Genomic DNA, 16,966 nt, shown 5'->3' with positions numbered 1-16,966 from the left:
GGGGGCACGGGAAAGCGTGCCGACCCCGTTGTTCAAGGCCGGTCGGGGCACCGCTGTTGGCGAGCGGTTCCGTGTCCTGCGCAGCCGTATCGAAACAGTTGGGTTCGGTACGTTCATGGTCACCAGCGCCCTCGACCAGGAGGGCAAGACCCTGTGCGCGACCAATCTCGCCTTCGCGCTGTCGACCAGTCTCGGAGCGGGAGTTATCCTGGTAGACGCCGACCTGCGGCGTCCTAACGTCGGCTCGTGGTTTGGTATCCGCGGCGGCAACGGACTTGCCGACTGCCTGCTTGGCGATGCACGCTGGAGCGAATGCTTGCGAGCAACCGAACACCAACATCTACGACTGCTGCCGGCAGGGCGCGAGTCTGGCCTGTCGACCGAATTGCTCGCCTCCGATCGCATGGCAACGTTGCTGACCGAGATCAAGGCGGCCAACCCGCGACACTACGTCATCGTGGATGCGCCGCCGCTGCTCCTTACCGCCGACCCACTCGTCCTTGCCCGTCACGTAGACCATGTCCTCCTTGTCGTCCGCGCCGGCATAACGCCTCGCGCCGCCGTGCAAAAAGCGATCGAGATGCTCGGGTCGGAGCGTTTTCTCGGCATCGTCCTCAACGGCACCGAGGGTAACCTGTCCGATTACTACCAGTATCGATACGGCCGCTACGGGTATGATCGTCCAACCGCACCCGATTGACGGACGACCTGCGCCGTTCCGACGCTGGCCGGGATCCCCCTGCCCTCAGGGCGGCGAGACCGAACCCGGCGAAAGCCGGGGGTTGGGATCGGGTGTCCGCGGCATGCGACATCGGGTCCCGCCGCCCGATCGCACCGGAACGGCGACCGAGGTTGCCGCGCCATGACCGTCAACGCTCTCACCGTCGACGTCGAGGAGTACTTCCATCCCAATGCGATGGACGACGCGGTCGATCCGGGGCAGTGGGACGGGTTGCCGCACCGGGTCGAGGGCAACACGTTCAAAGTGCTGGACCTTCTGGACGAACTCGATACGCGCGCGACCTTCTTCGTCCTCGGCTGGGTGGCGGAGCGCTGGCCGGGGTTGGTGCGCGACATCGCGCGACGCGGGCACGAGGTGGCATCGCATGGCTACGCGCACCGCCTGGTCTACAAACTCGGGGCGGACGGTTTTCGCGCCGATGTGGTTCGCGGCAAGCGCATCCTCGAGGAGGCCCTCGGGGATCGCGTTACCGGCTTTCGGGCCGCGAGCTGGTCGATTGTCGCCGGAACGCCGTGGGCCTTCGACATTCTGGTCGAGGAAGGGTTCGAGTGGGACTCCAGCGTCTTCCCGGTGCGGCACGACATTTACGGGATCCCGGGATTCAGCCGATTCCCAGTGCGCATCCGCTGCACGGCGGGAACGTTGCTCGAGATCCCGCCATCGACGGTGCGCTTCGCTGGCATGACCCTGCCGGTCGCGGGAGGAGGGTACTTTCGCTTGCTTCCCTATGCCGTCACACGCTGGGCAATCCGCCGCATCAATCGGGTCGACGGGGCAGCGGCGATGGTTTACGTGCACCCCTGGGAGTTCGACGTCGACCAACCCCGGCTTGCGGCTCGCGCCTCCGCGCGATTGCGTCAGTATGCCAATCTCGCACAAACAGAGCGCCGCTTGCGGCGGCTGCTGCGCGATCACCGTTTTGCCCCGTTGCGAGACGTTTTTCGCAAAGGCTGCGCCACCGAACTGGATATGCGAACGCCCGCCCTCGCGGGTACGGTGGTCGGCGTGGTGGGACGGCCGTGATGAGGGTGGCGGCGAGCTTTCAGGCCGCGACCTGGCTCTGGCTGCTCGTTGGGGCCAGCCTCTGGCCACTCGGTGGGGCGCGTGCCGACCCGCTAACCCTGATACCCAGCGTCACCCTTAGCGAGGAGTATACCGACAACGTCTTCTTCCGGGAGGACCCGCAGTGGGATTTCCTCACCCGCGTGAGACTGGGGCTCGGATTGACTTACGAAACCCCGCGCTCGCGCACAACGCTGGCCACCGGCACGAGCGGCGTATATCTGGCGAGGCAGACCGATCAGAGCCAGATCAACATTGCCGACGCCCAGCAGTTCTTCCTGACGACGACGTACCAGGTGACGCCACGTTTCTCGCTCGGGATCAACGACGGATTCGTTCGCACTAAGGACACTCGCGACCTCAACTTCATCCTCAGCCCCGGCGGGATCTCCACTCCACCTCCGGTTTCCGATCCCTCGGACAACAATCCCGGTAATGCCTCCGTCTTCCTGCCGCGCGGTAGCGCAATCAACAACTCCTTCGGGATCAGCGGCGCGTACGCGTTTGCACCCCTGTGGACAACCACCCTGGCGTACACTAACGGCTACGGCTGGTTCTCCGATCCGGACGCCGAGAACCTGGTGCAAAGGGGCTTGGTCACCCTCGGCCGGCAGTGGAGCCCGTCGTTAACCTTCAACGGTTCCTACGCTTACTCCCGCTTCAACAACACCAACGCACCCGACAGCCAGAGCAACGCGATCTACATTGGAGCATCTTACCAATACTCCGAGATGTGGAGCGGCGTCGCCTCCGCCGGAGCCTCGTTGAACAACTCGATCGAGACAGGCGGCGCTCCCCAACGCATCAATGCAGTCTACAACCTGGCGATTACCCGATTGCTGCAAGAGGGCTGGCAAGTCACCGCCGGCGTGTCGCAGAACGTTACGCCGAGCGTCGGCGTCGCCGGCGCTTCGGTCACCCTGAACACCTACCTCGCGTCGTGGGCCGAATTGGGCGATCGTTTAACCGGAACGTTTTATCTGTCGTATTCCAACTTCGACGCGACCGGTGCCGATTTCTACCTGTTGAACACCCAGATCGGACTCTTCTATCCCCTGTGGCGCGACGTGTTCGCCGGATTCATATACGGCTTCCGCCAGCGCGACTCCGAACCCGGCATCGATCAGACGTCGGGGGAGACTATTAACGGCAACAGCGTCCGCCTCCAGGTCAGTACAACGTGGCCGTTCCGCTTCGACATATGAAGGACGCGGCAAGCACCGTCGTCCCGGCGAACGCCGGGGTCCAGACTCCACTGCGCCGTGGATTATGAAGATCCTCTCGGTTGTCGGGGCCCGCCCCAATTTCGTGAAGATCGCACCGATCTTGCGTGCGCTCGACAGGATCCGTCCAAATCTCTCGAAGCCTCTGATGTCACTCCTCGTCCATACCGAGCAGCACTACGACGACGAGATGTCGGCGGCGTTCTTCCAGGATCTGCGCATCCCCACGCCAAACCATACTCTCGGCGTCGGATCGGGAACGCACGCAACCCAGACCGGCGAGATCATGCGCCGCTTCGAGCCTGTGCTCTTCGAAGAACGTCCCGACCTCATCCTGGTCGTCGGCGACGTCAACTCGACAGCCGCCTGCGCGCTGACGGCGGCGAAACTCTGCATCCCCGTAGCGCACGTCGAGGCGGGTCTGCGCAGCTTCGATAGGACGATGCCGGAAGAGATCAACCGGATCGTGACCGATGCGCTCTCCGAACTGCTGTTTACGACCGAGGAAAGCGGTAACGTCAATTTGCGCCGCGAGGGGCATCCGCCCGAGCACATCCACTTCGTCGGCAACGTCATGGTCGATTCTCTGCACTGGTGCCGTGACCTGGCGGCGCGCTCCACGATCCTCGAGCGGCTGCGTCTACCGTCACGCGAGGCCGGAGGATACGCCCTGGTCACCCTGCACCGGCCGAGCAACGTGGATACCCCGCAGACGCTTGCGCGCGTACTCGATGCACTCGGCCAAGTGGCCCGCGAGGTGCCCGTCGTGTTCCCGGCCCATCCGCGGACGCGGGCGCGTATCGCCGAGTTCGGCCTGAACCGTTACGTTGCGGAATTCGATCCGGCCGCGGGCCCGCAAGCCAACGGCCGTCTCACGCTGCTGTCGCCGGTCGGTTACGTGGACTTCTTCCGCCTCATGGAGGCGGCGCGCCTCGTCCTTACCGATTCCGGAGGGATCCAGGAAGAGACGACATGTCTCGGGATTCCGTGCCTGACGATGCGCGACAATACCGAACGGCCCGTGACCCTGACCGCCGGCACCAGCACCCTGGTCGGTAACGATGCGGAACGAATTCTGTCCAGCGCCCGCGCCGCGCTGGCCGCGCCGATGCCGCCCGCACACGCCCCGCCGCTCTGGGACGGCCACGCCGCCGAACGGATCGCAGCCGTACTGGTGGAAAGAGGCTAAGGGCTGGGGGCTGCCGCAGAGCTTGGAACGCCCGGCCTTCGTCGTTCGCCGCTCGTTGGGAGCTACTGTCCGCTGCTTACGCGCCACTCTCAACTCCTCCCCGGCCTTCAGTAGTCTTCAGTCTTTTCAGTCTTCAGCCCCCTCCATGCAAACCACCATCGTCCCATACGAACGCATCCCCGCCGGCGAGTGGGATGCGTTCGTCCGCGGCACGCCCGGCGGCACGTTCTTTCATCTCACGGGATGGAAGGATGTCCTCGAGCGGGCCTTCGGTTTTCGTTCCTGCTACCTCGGCGCACGGCGGGACGGCGCCATGGTCGGTGCGTTGCCGCTGTTCGAGCTGCGGTCGATCCTCGGCGGCACGACGCTGCTGTCGGTACCGTTCGCCGTCGAGGGCGGCATCTGCGCCGTCGACGATGAAGCGCGCCGGGCGCTCGACGCGACGGCCCTGAACCTCTATCGCGAGCGCAAGGCGAAGCACCTCGAGCTGCGCAAGCCGACCGACGAGGAGAACATGGCAGCCATCCCGCGCAAGCAGCGGCGCATGGTGCGGGTCGGTCAACAGAGCGGCCTGACGTCGCGCGCCGGGTTCGACGACCTCGACGCGTTTCACGACCTGTACGCCCGCAGCGTACACCAGTTGGGCACGCCGGTGTTCCCGCGGCGCTACTTCCAGCTCCTGTGCGAGCGTTTCCCCGAGGAGTGCGCGCTGCTGACGGTCCGGCACGGCGACACGCCGGTGGCAGCGGTGCTGAGCTTCTTTTTCAACGACACCGTGATGCCCTACTACGCCGGCAGCCGGCGCGAGTACTTCCGTCAGGCGGTCAACGACTTCCTGTACTGGGAGTTGATGCGCTACGCGCGGGAGCGCGGCTGTACGGCCTTCGACTTCGGCCGCAGCAAGAAGGGCACAGGGGCGTACGACTTCAAGTGTCATTGGGGCTTCGACCCACAGCCGCTGCGGTATCGCGTGTACGTACCGGCCGGCCAGGCGGCGGTCGAACGCAGCATGAGCAGCGAGGGCATGCAGTTCCTGCGCAAGGCGTGGACGCGATTGCCGTTGGGCCTGACCAAGCTACTGGGGCCGCCTCTGATCCGGCGGTTCGGGGCGTTGTATACGTGAGACGCGCACTGCGACTGCTGCTGCCGTTCGGATGGATGGCGGCGCTCTGGCACCTGTCGGCCACTCCAGCGCCGCTGAAGACGGCCGTCCGGATCGAACTTCCGGCGTGGGTCCAGAACGCCTTGCACGTGCCGCTGTACGCGATCGTCGGTCTCGCCTGGTACGGCGCGTTGCGCGGGGCGGTGTCGAGTCGCGCGGCGGCGGCGTTGCTCCCGGAAGGTGACCGCGGCTGATGCGCATCCTCTACCTGGCGCATCGTGTCCCGTACCCGCCGAACAAGGGGGAGAAACTCCGCGCCTATCACCACCTGCGTCACCTTGCGCAGCGACACGACGTGCACCTGGTCGCGTTCGTCGATCGACCGGAGGATCTCCCGGTCGCGGACGCGCTGCGGGCGTTCTGCGGGAGCGTTCGGCTCGTGCCGCTCGATCGCCGGCTCTCGCTGCTGCGCGGGGCGTGGTCGTTGCTGCGCGGTCGGTCCCTGTCGGAAGGATTCTTCGAATCGGGGGCCATGCGTGCCGCCGTAGTCGAAGCGGTCCGCACGGCACCGGTCGATGTAGCGTGGGCCTACTCGTCGACTATGGCACAGTACCTCGCCGCAACGGGGGCAGCAGCCACGATCGCCGATTTCGTCGACGTGGATTCCGAGAAGTGGCGCCAATACGCTGCGCAGTCGCGCGGTCCGCTACGCTGGGCTTACCGACTCGAAGCGGCACGGCTGCGGGCATGTGAGGCGCGATTCGGTCGCGCAGTGACGCACGTGCTGTTCGTGTCGGTGGGAGAGGCGGAGCTGTTTCGCTCGTTCTGTCCCGGCGCACCAGCCGTTCGGGTGATCCCGAACGGCGTCGACACGACGTACTTCGTCCCGCCCCCGCCCGGGCACTGGGCGCCGGAGCCCGTGTTTCTGTTTACCGGGGCCCTGGATTATCGGCCGAACGTCGAGGCTGTCCTGTTCACGGCGCGCGAGGTGCTGCCACTGGTTCGGCAGCGCGTACCAGCCGCCCGCTTCGTCGCCGTCGGACATCGGCCGGTCGCCGACCTGCAACGCGTGGCGGAGGCGAGCCACGGCACCTTCGAAGTGGCCGGTTCCGTGCCCGACGTGCGTCCGTACTTCCGCGCGGCGCGAGCGTATATTGCCCCGCTCGAACTGGGTCGCGGGGTCCAGAACAAGGTACTCGAGGCCATGGCCATGCGCGTGCCCGTCGTTGCCAGCCCGTTGGCCATCGCGGGACTCGCGGCAGAGCCGGTGCGGCACGTCGTCGAATGTCGCACAGCAGCGGAGTACGCCGAGGCGACTGCAGATCTCCTCGTGGATCCGCGCCGCGGCGCGGCGCTCGCCGGCGCCGCGCTGGATTTGGTACTGACTCACTACGCCTGGGAGCAGCACCTGAGGATCCTCGACGAGGTTTTGAGTTCCTGCTGACCCCGACGGGTCGGTGCTTGGTGGCGGCCAGTTCTAAGGTCACCCGTAGCGTGCGGAAGTCGTCATGCTTGCGGAAGCCGGGGTGGCGACTGCAACAGAACCTCAAGCCCTCAGGCCCTCAAGCCTCCATGTGCGGCATCGCAGGCATCTTCGACCGCGCCCACGCGCCCGACCCGGAACGTGGGGACATCCTCACGCGCATGACGCGGACCCTCACCCACCGTGGCCCGGATGACGAAGGCTACTACCTGGACGGCCCGGCCGGGCTCGGGCACCGCCGTCTCAGCATCATCGACCTCGCCGGCGGGCATCAGCCGGTGAGCAACGAAGACGGCACGGTCTGGGTCGTCTTCAACGGCGAGATCTACAACTACCCGGACCTGACGCGGGAGCTAGAGGGCAAGGGCCATCGCTTCCAGTCGCGTTGCGACACGGAATGCATCGTCCATGGCTACGAGGAGTGGGGGCAGGAGTGCGTCGAACGCTTCCGTGGCATGTTCGCGTTCGCGCTCTGGGACCGGCGCCGGCAGCGACTGTTCCTCGCCCGCGACCGCCTCGGCAAGAAGCCGCTTTACTACGCCCAGATCGGCGCCACGCTGATCTTCGGGTCGGAGATCAAGGCGTTGCTCGAGTATCCGGGTCTGGATCGCACCATCGACCTCGAAGCACTAAGCGATTACGTGTCGTTGCTCTACGTCCCGTCGCCAAAGTCCATCTTCCGCACCGTCCGCAAGCTGCCGCCGGGATACGTTCTGGTGGCCGACAGGGACGGCGTGCAGGAGCGCCGGTACTGGGACGTCAGCTTCGCCGCGGGCCGTGCCGTACCGGCGCGACCGGCCGAGGGACTCGCCGAGGTACTGCGCGAGTCGGTGCACATGCGCCTGCGCAGCGACGTGCCGCTGGGCGCCTTCCTCAGCGGCGGACTCGACTCGTCAGCCGTCGTCGGCTTCATGGCCAGCGCCCTGGAGTCGCCGGCGGTGACGTCGTCGATCGGCTTCCCCGAAGACGCCTTCAACGAGCTGCAGTTCGCGCGCCAGGTGGCGGAGCATTTTCACACCGAGCACCACGAGCACGTCGTGACGCCGGACGCCGTCGACGTGCTCCAGAAGCTGGTCTGGCACTACGACGAACCGTTTGCCGACTCGTCGGCCGTGCCGACGTACTACGTCTCCAAGCTGGCGCGGTCACGCGTCACCGTGGCCCTGTCGGGCGACGGCGGCGACGAGAACTTCGCGGGCTACCGGCGCTACCATTTCGACGTGCGCGAGAACCAGATACGCAGCCTCGTGCCGGCAGCGCTGCGCCGGCCGTTGTTCCGCACGCTCGGCGCGCTCTACCCGAAGGCGGACTACCTGCCACAGCTGTTTCGGGCCAAGACCTTTCTCACCAACCTCGCCCGCACGCCCTGGGAAGCGTACCTGCACTCCGTGAGCGGCGTGAACGAAGCCGACAAGGCCGGCATCCTTGCCGGCGACGTCAAGGCCGATCTCCGAGGTTATAGCACCGCCTCGCTGTTCGAGAGCCTGTACCACGCGGCCGACGGACCGGATTCGCTGTCGCGCATCCAGTATATCGACTTCAAGACGTACCTGCCCGACGGCATCCTCGCCAAGGTCGACCGCGCCAGCATGGCTGTATCGCTGGAGGTGCGCTGCCCGATCCTCGACCACCGCGTCGTCGAGTACGCAGCCGCCCTGCCGTCGGCACTTAAGCTGCGCGGAACGCAGGGCAAATTGGTATTCAAGGATGCAATCCGCGGCCTTGTGCCCGACGCCATCCTGTCGCGGGGCAAGATGGGTTTCGTTCTGCCGATCGGTGGGTGGTTGAGGCGCGAACTCGCGCCGCTGGTGGAAGACTACGTCCTCGGCAGCGCCAGACGCCACCGTCTGTTCGAGCCGGCGATGCTGCAGAAGCTGTGGCGCGAGCACCGATCGGGCCTGAAGGATCGGACGCGAGAGCTGTGGAGCATTCTGGTGTTCAACCTGTGGCACGACCGGTTTGCGCGGAAGGTGTGACGGGCCCGCAAAGCATGCGCGCGCTCGTCCTGAGCTCCGTCTATCCCAGCAGCACGCGGCCGACGTTCGGCACGTTCGTGCACGAGCGCATCCGGCACGTGGCGGCCTTGTGCGAGGTGGTAGTCGTCTCGCCCATTCCCTGGTTCCCGGCCAACGCGCGCTGGCGGGGCGAGGAGGTGGCACGAACGCCGCGGGTCGAACAACGCGACGGGCTGACGGTGTACCACCCGCGCTTCCTGTCGGTCCCTGCCGTAGCGAAAGCCGCCGATGCACTGCTGTACGCGCTCTGCATCAGATCGTTGTTGCAGAGCATCCGACCAAAGTTCCGTTTCGATCTCATCGACGCACACTTCGCGTATCCGGACGGTGTTGCCGGTGCCCTGTTAAGCGCGAGCTTCGGATGCCCGCTGTTGATTACCGTCCGCGGCGACGAGGCCCGCCTGCGCCGGTATCCGCTGCGGCGCCTGCAAATGCGGTGGGCGCTACGGCGGGCGCGAATCATTACGGTCAGCGCGTCGCTGAGCGAGGTCGCCGCGGAAATCGCCGGGATCGGCCGATTGCCGGTCCGGGTCATACCTAACGGCATCGACACCCGCACGTTCCATCCGCGCGATCGGACGGCCGCGCGTATGCACCTCGGGTTGCCTCAGGATCGCCGTATCCTTCTGTCGGTCGGTGCGTTGATCGAGCGCAAAGGCCAGCACCGCGTACTCGAGGTGCTGCCCGATCTGCTCGCCCGCCATCCAGACCTGCTGTACGTGATCGTCGGTGGTGACGGGGGTGGGAAGCCCATCCGAGCGCTGGTCGAGGCACTGGTGCAGCGGCATCGGCTCGCCGAGCAAGTTCGCCTCGTTCCGCCGCAAGTCCATGGCGAAATCGCGCAGTGGATGAGTGCCGCCGACCTCTTCTGCCTGGCGACGAGCTGGGAGGGGTGGTGCAACGCGCTGATGGAAGCACTCGCCTGCGGCCTACCCGTGGTCACCACCCATGTCGGCGGCAATGCCGAGTTCGTCGAGCCGGGCGTCGACGGCGCGCTCGTGCCGTACTGGGACGGGGCGGCTTTCGTCACCGCGACCGAGGCGGCACTGGCTCGGCCGTGGGACCGCGCCGCCATTGCCGCCCGCGCAGCCGCCCGCGACTGGCACGCGGTGGCAAGGGACGTGGTCGACGAGTACCGGCGGGCGCTGCAGCAGGTGCAATAACGCCCCTGATGGCTGGATCGTCGTCATGCCCGCGCAAGCCGGCATCCGGCGTCGGATGGAATGGGAGTACGCTGACGTCTGGCCCCCCGCGTTCGCCGGGGTGACGATGGCGTGCCAGCCACGGCAGGCGTCCGCCACGTCATGCCGGCATTCAGCCCGTGACGGGTGATTCGACTCCGTGACGCCATCGTCGTATCGCGCGCACAAGAACGATGACCCGCGTCCTCCACGTCCTCGACCACTCACTGCCGGTGCTAAGCGGCTACAGCAGCCGTAGCCACCACATCCTGCGGGCGCAGCGTGAGCTCGGCCTCGACCCGGTGGCGGTGACGACGCCCAAGCATGGGCCGGGACCGGCGGAAGAGACAATCGACGGCATCACGTATTATCGCACGCCAGTCGGGACCGCGGCGACGAGGCACAGCCTGCCCGGCATGGCCGAGCTGGGACTCATGCGGCGCCTCGCCGCCCGGGTCGCCGAGGTCGCCCGGCGCCACCGTGCCGAGGTCCTGCACGCGCATTCCCCGGTTCTCACCGCCTGGCCGGCGTTATGGGTCGGGCGCCGCATGCGCCTGCCGGTGGTGTACGAGGTCCGGGCCTTCTGGGAGGACGCGGGCGTCGACCACGGCACGCACACCGAGGGATCGCTGCGGTACCGCACCATCCGGGCCGTCGAGACGGCGGCGATGCGCCGGGCCGACGCCGTCGGGGCTATATGCACCGGCTTGCGCGACGAAATTCGGGGCCGCGGCCTCCCTGCCGAGCGCCTGTATCTCATTCCGAACGGCGTCGACACGGACCTGTTCCACCCGCTGCCGAAGGATCCCGATCTGCTCCAGCGCTGGGACCTCGCCGGCAAGACCGTGGTGGGTTTCATCGGATCATTCTACCGCTACGAGGGTCTTGACGACCTCCTCACCGCCTGGGCGGCGGTGGCTCGCGACATCCCCGCCGGGCGTCTTCTGTTGATCGGCGGCGGCGAAGTCGCGGACGCCCTGCGGGCGCAGGCCGAGGCACTGGGCGTCCACCAGCGAACGGTCTTTGCCGGACCGATCCCGCATCACGAGGTGCCAAGGTGCTACTCCGTCTACGATGTACTCGCCTACCCACGCAAAGCGATGCGGCTGACGGAGTTGGTAACACCGCTCAAGCCCCTCGAAGCGATGGCCTCCGGCCGGACCGTCATCGCCAGCGACGTCGGCGGGATGCGCGAGCTGATCCGCGACGGCGTCACGGGTCTGCTGGTGCCGCCCGACGATCCGCATGCGCTCGCCACCGCGCTGCGGCGCGTGATGCAGGATCCGGCATTGCGGGAGCGGATGGGCGCCGACGCCCGAGAACGCATCTGCCGCGAGCGGCAATGGAAGACGATCGTGCTGGTGCACGTCGACACGTACGCGCGGCTACTGCATCGGTGAAGATCGGTCGGGACGGAACCCCGCTCGCACCAACCGAACCTCCGAGCGTGCCTGTTGAAACGAAGGAACGGTCCGAACGCCTTCGGCGTTGGACCCCCTGAGGACTAACTTCACTGCCATCTGTCGACCGTAGACTCTCGATTCTCGACCGGACCATTTTTCGTTCGAGGCTAAGAGGAGCACCCAAACCGCCATGACCAACCTCATCGCGAAATTCGACCAGCACCGCGCCGTCGTCGGCGTCATCGGTCTCGGCTACGTCGGCCTGCCGCTGGTAGCAACGTTCGCCGAAACCGGTTTCGGTACTATCGGCTTCGACAACGACAACGCCAAGGTGGACGCCCTCCACGCCGGCGAATCCTACATCCGCCACCTGCCGGCGAGTCGGCTGACACCGCTGCTGCGGCACCACCCGCCGGCAGCCGGCGAGGGCGGCTTCTTCCCGACCACTGACTACGCCCTGCTGGCACAGTGCGACGCCGTGCTGATCTGTGTTCCGACGCCACTGACGGATAATCGCGAACCCGACCTCTCCTACGTGGTCGGCACCGCGGAGGCGATCGCCCCGCACCTGCGGCGCGGCCAGCTCATCGTGCTGGAGAGCACCACGTACCCCGGCACGACCGACGAGGTTGTGCAGCCGATCCTCGAACGCGGTGGCTTGCGCGTCGGGCAGGACTTCCATCTCGCCTTCTCGCCGGAACGGGAAGATCCGAACAACGCGCACTTCTCGACCAGGACCATCCCAAAGGTAGTGGGCGGCATCACCCCGGAGTGCGGCCGCGTGGCCGCGGCGCTGTACGGCGCCGTGATCGCCCGGGTGGTCCCCGTGTCGCACGCGCGCGTCGCCGAATCGAGCAAGCTGCTGGAAAACATCTACCGCAGCGTCAACATCGCTCTCGTGAACGAGCTGAAAGTGTTGTTCGACCGCATGGGGATCAACGTCTGGGAGGTGATCGAGGCGGCGGCGACCAAGCCGTTCGGCTTCACGCCGTTCTACCCGGGCCCGGGCCTCGGCGGACACTGCATCCCGATCGATCCGTTCTACCTGACCTGGAAGGCCCGGCAGTACGAGCTGGCGACGCGGTTCATCGAGCTGGCCGGCGAGGTGAATCAGGCGATGCCGGACTACGTCGTCACCAGGCTCATGGACGCCCTCAACGAGCGCGGCCGCAGCCTCAAGGGCTCGCGCGTCCTGATCCTCGGCGTCGCTTACAAGCGCGACATTGACGACGACCGCGAGTCGCCAGCGTACAAGCTGATGGAGCTCCTGCAGCGCAAGCACGCCGAGGTGGTCTATCACGACCCGTACGTTCCGAAACTGCGCCGCGGGCGCCGGTACGACTTCGGTCTCGCCTCCGTGCCCCTGACGCCGGAGGAGCTGCACCGCGCCGACGCCGTCGTCATCGTCACCGACCATTCGACGGTCGACTACGAGGCGGTCGTACGTCACGGCCGACTGGTCGTCGACACCCGCAACGCGACGCGCCACATCGCGACCGACCGTGACCGAATCGTCTCCGCCTGATCCAACCGGCTCCCGCGAACAGGCCACCTCTCCGGACACCGCGAGCATGAACACTGCCGGCAGCGGCCGAGGCGTTATTGCCTCCTCTGCGATCTACTATGCCGCGCACGCGATCGGAATGCTCGCCGGGTTACTATCCATGCCGGTCACGACCCGTCTGCTGAGCCGCGAGGAGTTCGGGGTTCTGAGTCTGGTACTGGTCACCGTCACGCTGATCGGGGCATTCGGCCGACTCGGTTTTCCGCAAGCAACGACGCGTTTCTATGCCACCTGGCGGACGCGGGGACGCGGCGCCCTGGTGGAGTTCTGTAACGCGATGCTGACCGGTGCGGTCGCGGGCGGCGTTGGGGCGGCACTGGTGGCCCTTGCCCTTCTCAGCTGGCTTGCGGGCGGCAACCATGCGGTCATCGCGCCCATGCGACTGGCACTGCTCGTGGTCGTTATTCGCGTGGCCGGCGCAGTCATCTTCGAGATCTATCGTGCCAGCGAAGACGTTTGGACGTTTGCCGTCGTCCAGGTGCTGTTGCGCTGGGCTCCGGTGCTCCTCTCCATAGCCTTGCTCATCGCCTATCAACGGAGTGCCTACGCCGTCGTCCTCGGGCTCGTTGTTGCCGAAGGCGTCGTCACAGGTGCCTCCGCCGTGGGTCTGGTGAGGCGCGGCGCGATCACCGGGCTCCGCTGGTCGCGTCCGGCCACGCGAGCGGCAACGGCCTACGGGCTGCCACTGACCATTGTCGGTGCGGGCAGCTTTCTCCTGCAGTACGGGGATCGTTATCTGATCGGACGCTTCCTTGGCCTCGACGCCGTCGCGATCTACACCGTGCCCTACGATCTGGCGACGAACCTGGCAACCATGCTGTTCTTGCCGCTGCAATTGGCAACCTTGCCGATTGCCTTTCGCCTCTGGGCCGAGGAAGGCGCAGAATCGACGGCTCGTTTCACCTCGCAACTCCTGACCTATGCGCTGGCGATGGCGGTCCCTCTCGGAACACTCTTCCTGTTGCTGAACCGAGAGTTGATCCTCGTCTTCGCCTCGGAGAAATATGGCACCTCCGCGTCCCTGACTCCGTACTTGCTGCCCGGAGTCTTGATGGATCAGTTGACGTTCGTCGCCGCGTTCGGTCTGCGCGTCTTGCGCAGCACCGTCGCGGCGGCGGGCATCACGCTGGCGGGAGCGGCCTTGAACGTCGCGCTCAACCTCGTCCTGCTCCCGCTGCTGGGTCTGACCGGAGCGGCCGTCGCCACGACGTTGGCCTACGGCGCCATTCTCGTCGCCAGCTATGCGTATGCCCGTCAGGCACTGGTACTGCACGTGCATTACAGACTGATCTTGAAATCGATGCTGGCAACCGCAGTTATGGCGGTCCTCGTCACTCTGGCTGCCCGCTTGTGCTCCAGTGTGTTCATCGATCTGCTTATTCGCGGCACGCTCGGTGTGGCGGTGGTCGTCCTCGCCATGCTCGCGCTCGACCGCGACTTGCGGACGCAAGCGCTTGACCGTTTGCGCCCGCTCATCCTCGGTCGGCAGAGGGACCGTGCAAGTGCGGAGGTCTGATGGACGTTGCGAGCGCGGGCCGTGGGTCTCGACGCCTTCTTGTCGTCGCCTTTCACTACCCGCCCGCGAACGCCAGCGGGACTCTGCGCTCCTTGAAGTTCACCCGCTACCTGCCGCAGTTCGGCTGGGACACGAGCGTCCTGACCGTCCCCGAGCGCTGTCACGAGAGCTTGGACCCGGCACTGCTGACGCAGGTTCCACCCGCGGTACGGGTGTACCGCGCTTGTTGCCTGGATAGCCGGCAGACGTTTTCCGTGCGGGGTCATTACCCGGCGTTTACCGCCGTGCCGGACCGCTACGTCTCCTGGCTGCCGTTCGGTGTGCGGGACGGTTTACGCGCGGTGCGCACGGACCGCGTGAACGCGCTCCTATCCACCAGTCCCGTGCCGACAGCGCATTTGCTCGCCCTCATCCTGAAGCGCATCACCGGCCTGCCCTGGGTGGCGGATTTCCGCGACCCCTGGGGCTCCGGGCAGCGACGTGGGTCGCTGCGCCGGAAGGTAGAGACCGCGATGGAAGCCCGTGTCTTGAACGGCGCCGATCGCGTAGTCGGCACGACCCCGGAGCTGGTCGACGAACTCGATCGGCGAGCCGGTGGTGCGGTGCGCGGCAAGTCAGTCGTGATTTACAACGGCTACGATGAGCCCGACTTCACCGACCTCGGCGTGGCCGATGAAGAAGCCGACTTCACCATCACGCACGGCGGGTTTCTCTATTCCGATTTCCGCAATCCGGCGGCGTTCTTGCGCGCCGTACGACTGGGGCTCGACCGGCATGACCTCCCGAACACGACCCGCATCTGCCTGCTCGGCGGTGGGCCGCTCGCCGGCGCCACCGCGGTCCGGCGGTTGCTCGCCGAGCTGGGCTTACCATCCCACGTGGAGGTGATCGAACGGTTGCCCTACGCCGAGGCGCTACAGGTGATGAACCGCTCGTCCGCCCTGCTGGTGTTGCAGGGTGGGCAGGAAACCCGCACACAGATCCCGAACAAGGCTTTCGAGTACCTGCGGATGGGCCGACTCGTTCTTTGCCTGGCTCCGACCGCCAGCGCAACGAATCGCGTCATGCGCGACTTCGAAGGGGTGTACTGCGCGGAGCCCGACGACGTCGATGACATCGCCCGGGCGCTGGCCGCGTTGGCGGGTGCATGGCGGCAGAGACAGCGCCGCTTCGACCGTGAAGCGGCCGGCGTGGCGCGGTACAGCCGGCAGGAAGCGGCTCGGACCCTGGCGAGTCTGCTGGACGACCTCGCGGCGCGCTGAGACAGTCCCGGAAGTAAGCGCGGAACGATGAAAGACCCGGACGACCGAGAGGTTCGCCTGCGCGTCGAGGCGGAAGCGCAAAACCGCAGGGTGAGCGCGGAGCAAGGCGAGGGACGTGACCGCTTCTACTTCCTGGCGGAGCGGGCCTTCGCCCGGTACCGCCAATGCCTCGCCGACGTCGCCGGCAAGCGCGTGCTCGTCGTCGGTTGCTCTCAGGGCGGCGTGACGCCGCTCGCCCGGGCCGGCGCAACGGTCGTCGGGATTGACGTCGCCGAGGAACCCGTCGCACGCCTCCGCGCAGCCATCGCCCGCGAGGGGCTCGATGAGAGGGCCCACGCGCTGGTCATGGATGCGGAAACGGCCGACTTCGCACCCGCTTCTTTCGACGTCATCTGCTGCACCGGCGTGCTGCATCATCTCGATGTCGAGCGGGTCAGCCTCACGTGGGCACGCCTTCTCGCCGATACGGGCACCGTTGTCATGATCGAGCCCATGGCCTGGAGCCCCGCAGCCACCGTGTACCGATGGCTCACGCCGGCGGCGCGCACGCCGTTCGAACATCCGCTCAAGCCGCGCGACATCCGTCTGCTGCGCCGGCACTTCGCCGCCGTCGACCTGGAGAGCTACGCGCTCACCTCAACGCTCGCCGCGGCTCTGGCCTTCCCGCGCCTGTCTGGTGCGCGCAGGGTGGCACTGCGTGCCCTGGAAACCCTCGACGACGCCATCCTCCGCGCCGTCCCCCCGCTCGCTTACCTGGCGTGGACGTGTGTGATTCGTTGCCAACGGCCGGTGCGGTCCGCCTAGCGCGGGCTGCGCCCGTAACCCACGGGCTGTTCAGCCATGCCTCTGGGAGGGCGAGGCTCCAGCCGAGCCGTCCTCAGACCGTCGCGGCTCGGCAGGAGCCTCGCCCTCCCCATCTGATTTCTTCGCGCCGTGCACGCAAACGCGGAAATCGTAAATCAGAGCCACTGACCGACAGCGCGCGCAGGAGCATGCTGCACGGACCGCGGGTGCTGCCCTCGCGAAATGCGGCTTGCACGATGGATCTGCCTGAGCGATGGTCTGGAGACACGGCGCAGACCGTGGGGGACGGGGTGGTGGACCGCGATCTACAGTAAGGTGGAACGTGTCTCGGAGGAAGCTGACGCGGCGGAGCTTCGTGGTCTCCACCGCTTCTTGACCCCGGCTTGCGCCCGGGAGACGGAGAGGCACTCTGCTTCAAGA

General features: G+C 66.6%; 14 protein-coding genes. All 14 read left to right on the top strand.

The window, feature by feature from the left end:
- Nucleotides 1–16 precede the first annotated feature (16 nt).
- Nucleotides 17–700 carry a polysaccharide biosynthesis tyrosine autokinase gene (locus tag L6Q96_09420; protein ID MCK6554783.1) on the top strand — a complete coding sequence of 228 codons (684 nt, stop codon included), beginning with the start codon at nucleotides 17–19 and terminating at the stop codon, nucleotides 698–700.
- A gap of 162 nt (nucleotides 701–862) precedes the next feature.
- Complete coding sequence (locus tag L6Q96_09415) at nucleotides 863–1,765, top strand: DUF3473 domain-containing protein (GenBank protein MCK6554782.1); 903 nt, start codon at nucleotides 863–865, stop codon at nucleotides 1,763–1,765.
- Entirely contained in the window at nucleotides 1,765–3,009 is a 1,245-nt protein-coding gene (locus L6Q96_09410) for a hypothetical protein (protein MCK6554781.1), read from the top strand. The genes L6Q96_09415 and L6Q96_09410 overlap by 1 nt, the downstream gene beginning before the upstream one ends.
- Before the next feature lie 64 nt (nucleotides 3,010–3,073).
- Complete coding sequence (gene wecB, locus L6Q96_09405; protein MCK6554780.1) at nucleotides 3,074–4,216, top strand: UDP-N-acetylglucosamine 2-epimerase (non-hydrolyzing); 1,143 nt, start codon at nucleotides 3,074–3,076, stop codon at nucleotides 4,214–4,216.
- Between the two features lie 145 nt (nucleotides 4,217–4,361).
- The gene (locus L6Q96_09400) at nucleotides 4,362–5,339 is read left to right on the top strand and encodes a GNAT family N-acetyltransferase (protein MCK6554779.1); all 978 of its coding nucleotides are present in this window, start codon (nucleotides 4,362–4,364) and stop codon (nucleotides 5,337–5,339) included.
- Complete coding sequence (locus L6Q96_09395) at nucleotides 5,336–5,572, top strand: hypothetical protein (protein MCK6554778.1); 237 nt, start codon at nucleotides 5,336–5,338, stop codon at nucleotides 5,570–5,572. The genes L6Q96_09400 and L6Q96_09395 overlap by 4 nt, the downstream gene beginning before the upstream one ends.
- Nucleotides 5,572–6,762 carry a TIGR03087 family PEP-CTERM/XrtA system glycosyltransferase gene (locus L6Q96_09390; protein ID MCK6554777.1) on the top strand — a complete coding sequence of 397 codons (1,191 nt, stop codon included), beginning with the start codon at nucleotides 5,572–5,574 and terminating at the stop codon, nucleotides 6,760–6,762. The genes L6Q96_09395 and L6Q96_09390 overlap by 1 nt, the downstream gene beginning before the upstream one ends.
- Before the next feature lie 128 nt (nucleotides 6,763–6,890).
- Nucleotides 6,891–8,777, top strand: a complete 1,887-nt coding sequence (gene asnB / locus L6Q96_09385; protein MCK6554776.1) for an asparagine synthase (glutamine-hydrolyzing) — start codon at nucleotides 6,891–6,893, stop codon at nucleotides 8,775–8,777.
- Nucleotides 8,778–8,791: 14 nt separating this feature from the next.
- Nucleotides 8,792–9,979 carry a glycosyltransferase gene (locus L6Q96_09380; GenBank protein ID MCK6554775.1) on the top strand — a complete coding sequence of 396 codons (1,188 nt, stop codon included), beginning with the start codon at nucleotides 8,792–8,794 and terminating at the stop codon, nucleotides 9,977–9,979.
- 212 nt (nucleotides 9,980–10,191) lie between these two features.
- Nucleotides 10,192–11,397 (top strand): glycosyltransferase, exosortase A system-associated, encoded by a 1,206-nt coding sequence (locus L6Q96_09375; protein ID MCK6554774.1) that lies wholly within the window; start codon nucleotides 10,192–10,194, stop codon nucleotides 11,395–11,397.
- A gap of 193 nt (nucleotides 11,398–11,590) precedes the next feature.
- Nucleotides 11,591–12,925, top strand: coding sequence for a nucleotide sugar dehydrogenase (locus L6Q96_09370; GenBank protein ID MCK6554773.1), 1,335 nt, complete (start codon nucleotides 11,591–11,593; stop codon nucleotides 12,923–12,925).
- Between the two features lie 46 nt (nucleotides 12,926–12,971).
- Nucleotides 12,972–14,480, top strand: coding sequence for a lipopolysaccharide biosynthesis protein (locus L6Q96_09365; GenBank protein ID MCK6554772.1), 1,509 nt, complete (start codon nucleotides 12,972–12,974; stop codon nucleotides 14,478–14,480).
- A complete protein-coding gene (locus L6Q96_09360; GenBank protein MCK6554771.1) occupies nucleotides 14,480–15,742 on the top strand; it encodes a glycosyltransferase in 1,263 nt (420 codons plus the stop codon). The genes L6Q96_09365 and L6Q96_09360 overlap by 1 nt, the downstream gene beginning before the upstream one ends.
- Nucleotides 15,743–15,769: 27 nt before the next feature.
- On the top strand, nucleotides 15,770–16,546 hold the full coding sequence (locus L6Q96_09355; protein ID MCK6554770.1) for a methyltransferase domain-containing protein: 777 nt from the start codon (nucleotides 15,770–15,772) through the stop codon (nucleotides 16,544–16,546).
- Nucleotides 16,547–16,966: the final 420 nt, after the last annotated feature.

It is taken from the genome of Candidatus Binatia bacterium (assembly GCA_023150935.1).
Lineage (GTDB): Bacteria > Desulfobacterota > Binatia > HRBIN30 > HRBIN30 > JAKLJW01.
This window is presented reverse-complemented; position numbering and strand designations above follow the sequence as displayed.

What these genes read in the sequence shown, in the direction of transcription:
- L6Q96_09415 (MCK6554782.1), top strand. Translation starts at nt 863, where the DNA reads ATGACCGTCAACGCTCTCACCGTCGACGTCGAGGAGTACTTCCATCCC.
- L6Q96_09410 (MCK6554781.1), top strand. Translation starts at nt 1,765, where the DNA reads ATGAGGGTGGCGGCGAGCTTTCAGGCCGCGACCTGGCTCTGGCTGCTC.
- wecB (MCK6554780.1), top strand. Translation starts at nt 3,074, where the DNA reads ATGAAGATCCTCTCGGTTGTCGGGGCCCGCCCCAATTTCGTGAAGATC.
- L6Q96_09400 (MCK6554779.1), top strand. Translation starts at nt 4,362, where the DNA reads ATGCAAACCACCATCGTCCCATACGAACGCATCCCCGCCGGCGAGTGG.
- L6Q96_09390 (MCK6554777.1), top strand. Translation starts at nt 5,572, where the DNA reads ATGCGCATCCTCTACCTGGCGCATCGTGTCCCGTACCCGCCGAACAAG.
- asnB (MCK6554776.1), top strand. Translation starts at nt 6,891, where the DNA reads ATGTGCGGCATCGCAGGCATCTTCGACCGCGCCCACGCGCCCGACCCG.
- L6Q96_09380 (MCK6554775.1), top strand. Translation starts at nt 8,792, where the DNA reads ATGCGCGCGCTCGTCCTGAGCTCCGTCTATCCCAGCAGCACGCGGCCG.
- L6Q96_09375 (MCK6554774.1), top strand. Translation starts at nt 10,192, where the DNA reads ATGACCCGCGTCCTCCACGTCCTCGACCACTCACTGCCGGTGCTAAGC.
- L6Q96_09370 (MCK6554773.1), top strand. Translation starts at nt 11,591, where the DNA reads ATGACCAACCTCATCGCGAAATTCGACCAGCACCGCGCCGTCGTCGGC.
- L6Q96_09365 (MCK6554772.1), top strand. Translation starts at nt 12,972, where the DNA reads ATGAACACTGCCGGCAGCGGCCGAGGCGTTATTGCCTCCTCTGCGATC.
- L6Q96_09360 (MCK6554771.1), top strand. Translation starts at nt 14,480, where the DNA reads ATGGACGTTGCGAGCGCGGGCCGTGGGTCTCGACGCCTTCTTGTCGTC.
- L6Q96_09355 (MCK6554770.1), top strand. Translation starts at nt 15,770, where the DNA reads ATGAAAGACCCGGACGACCGAGAGGTTCGCCTGCGCGTCGAGGCGGAA.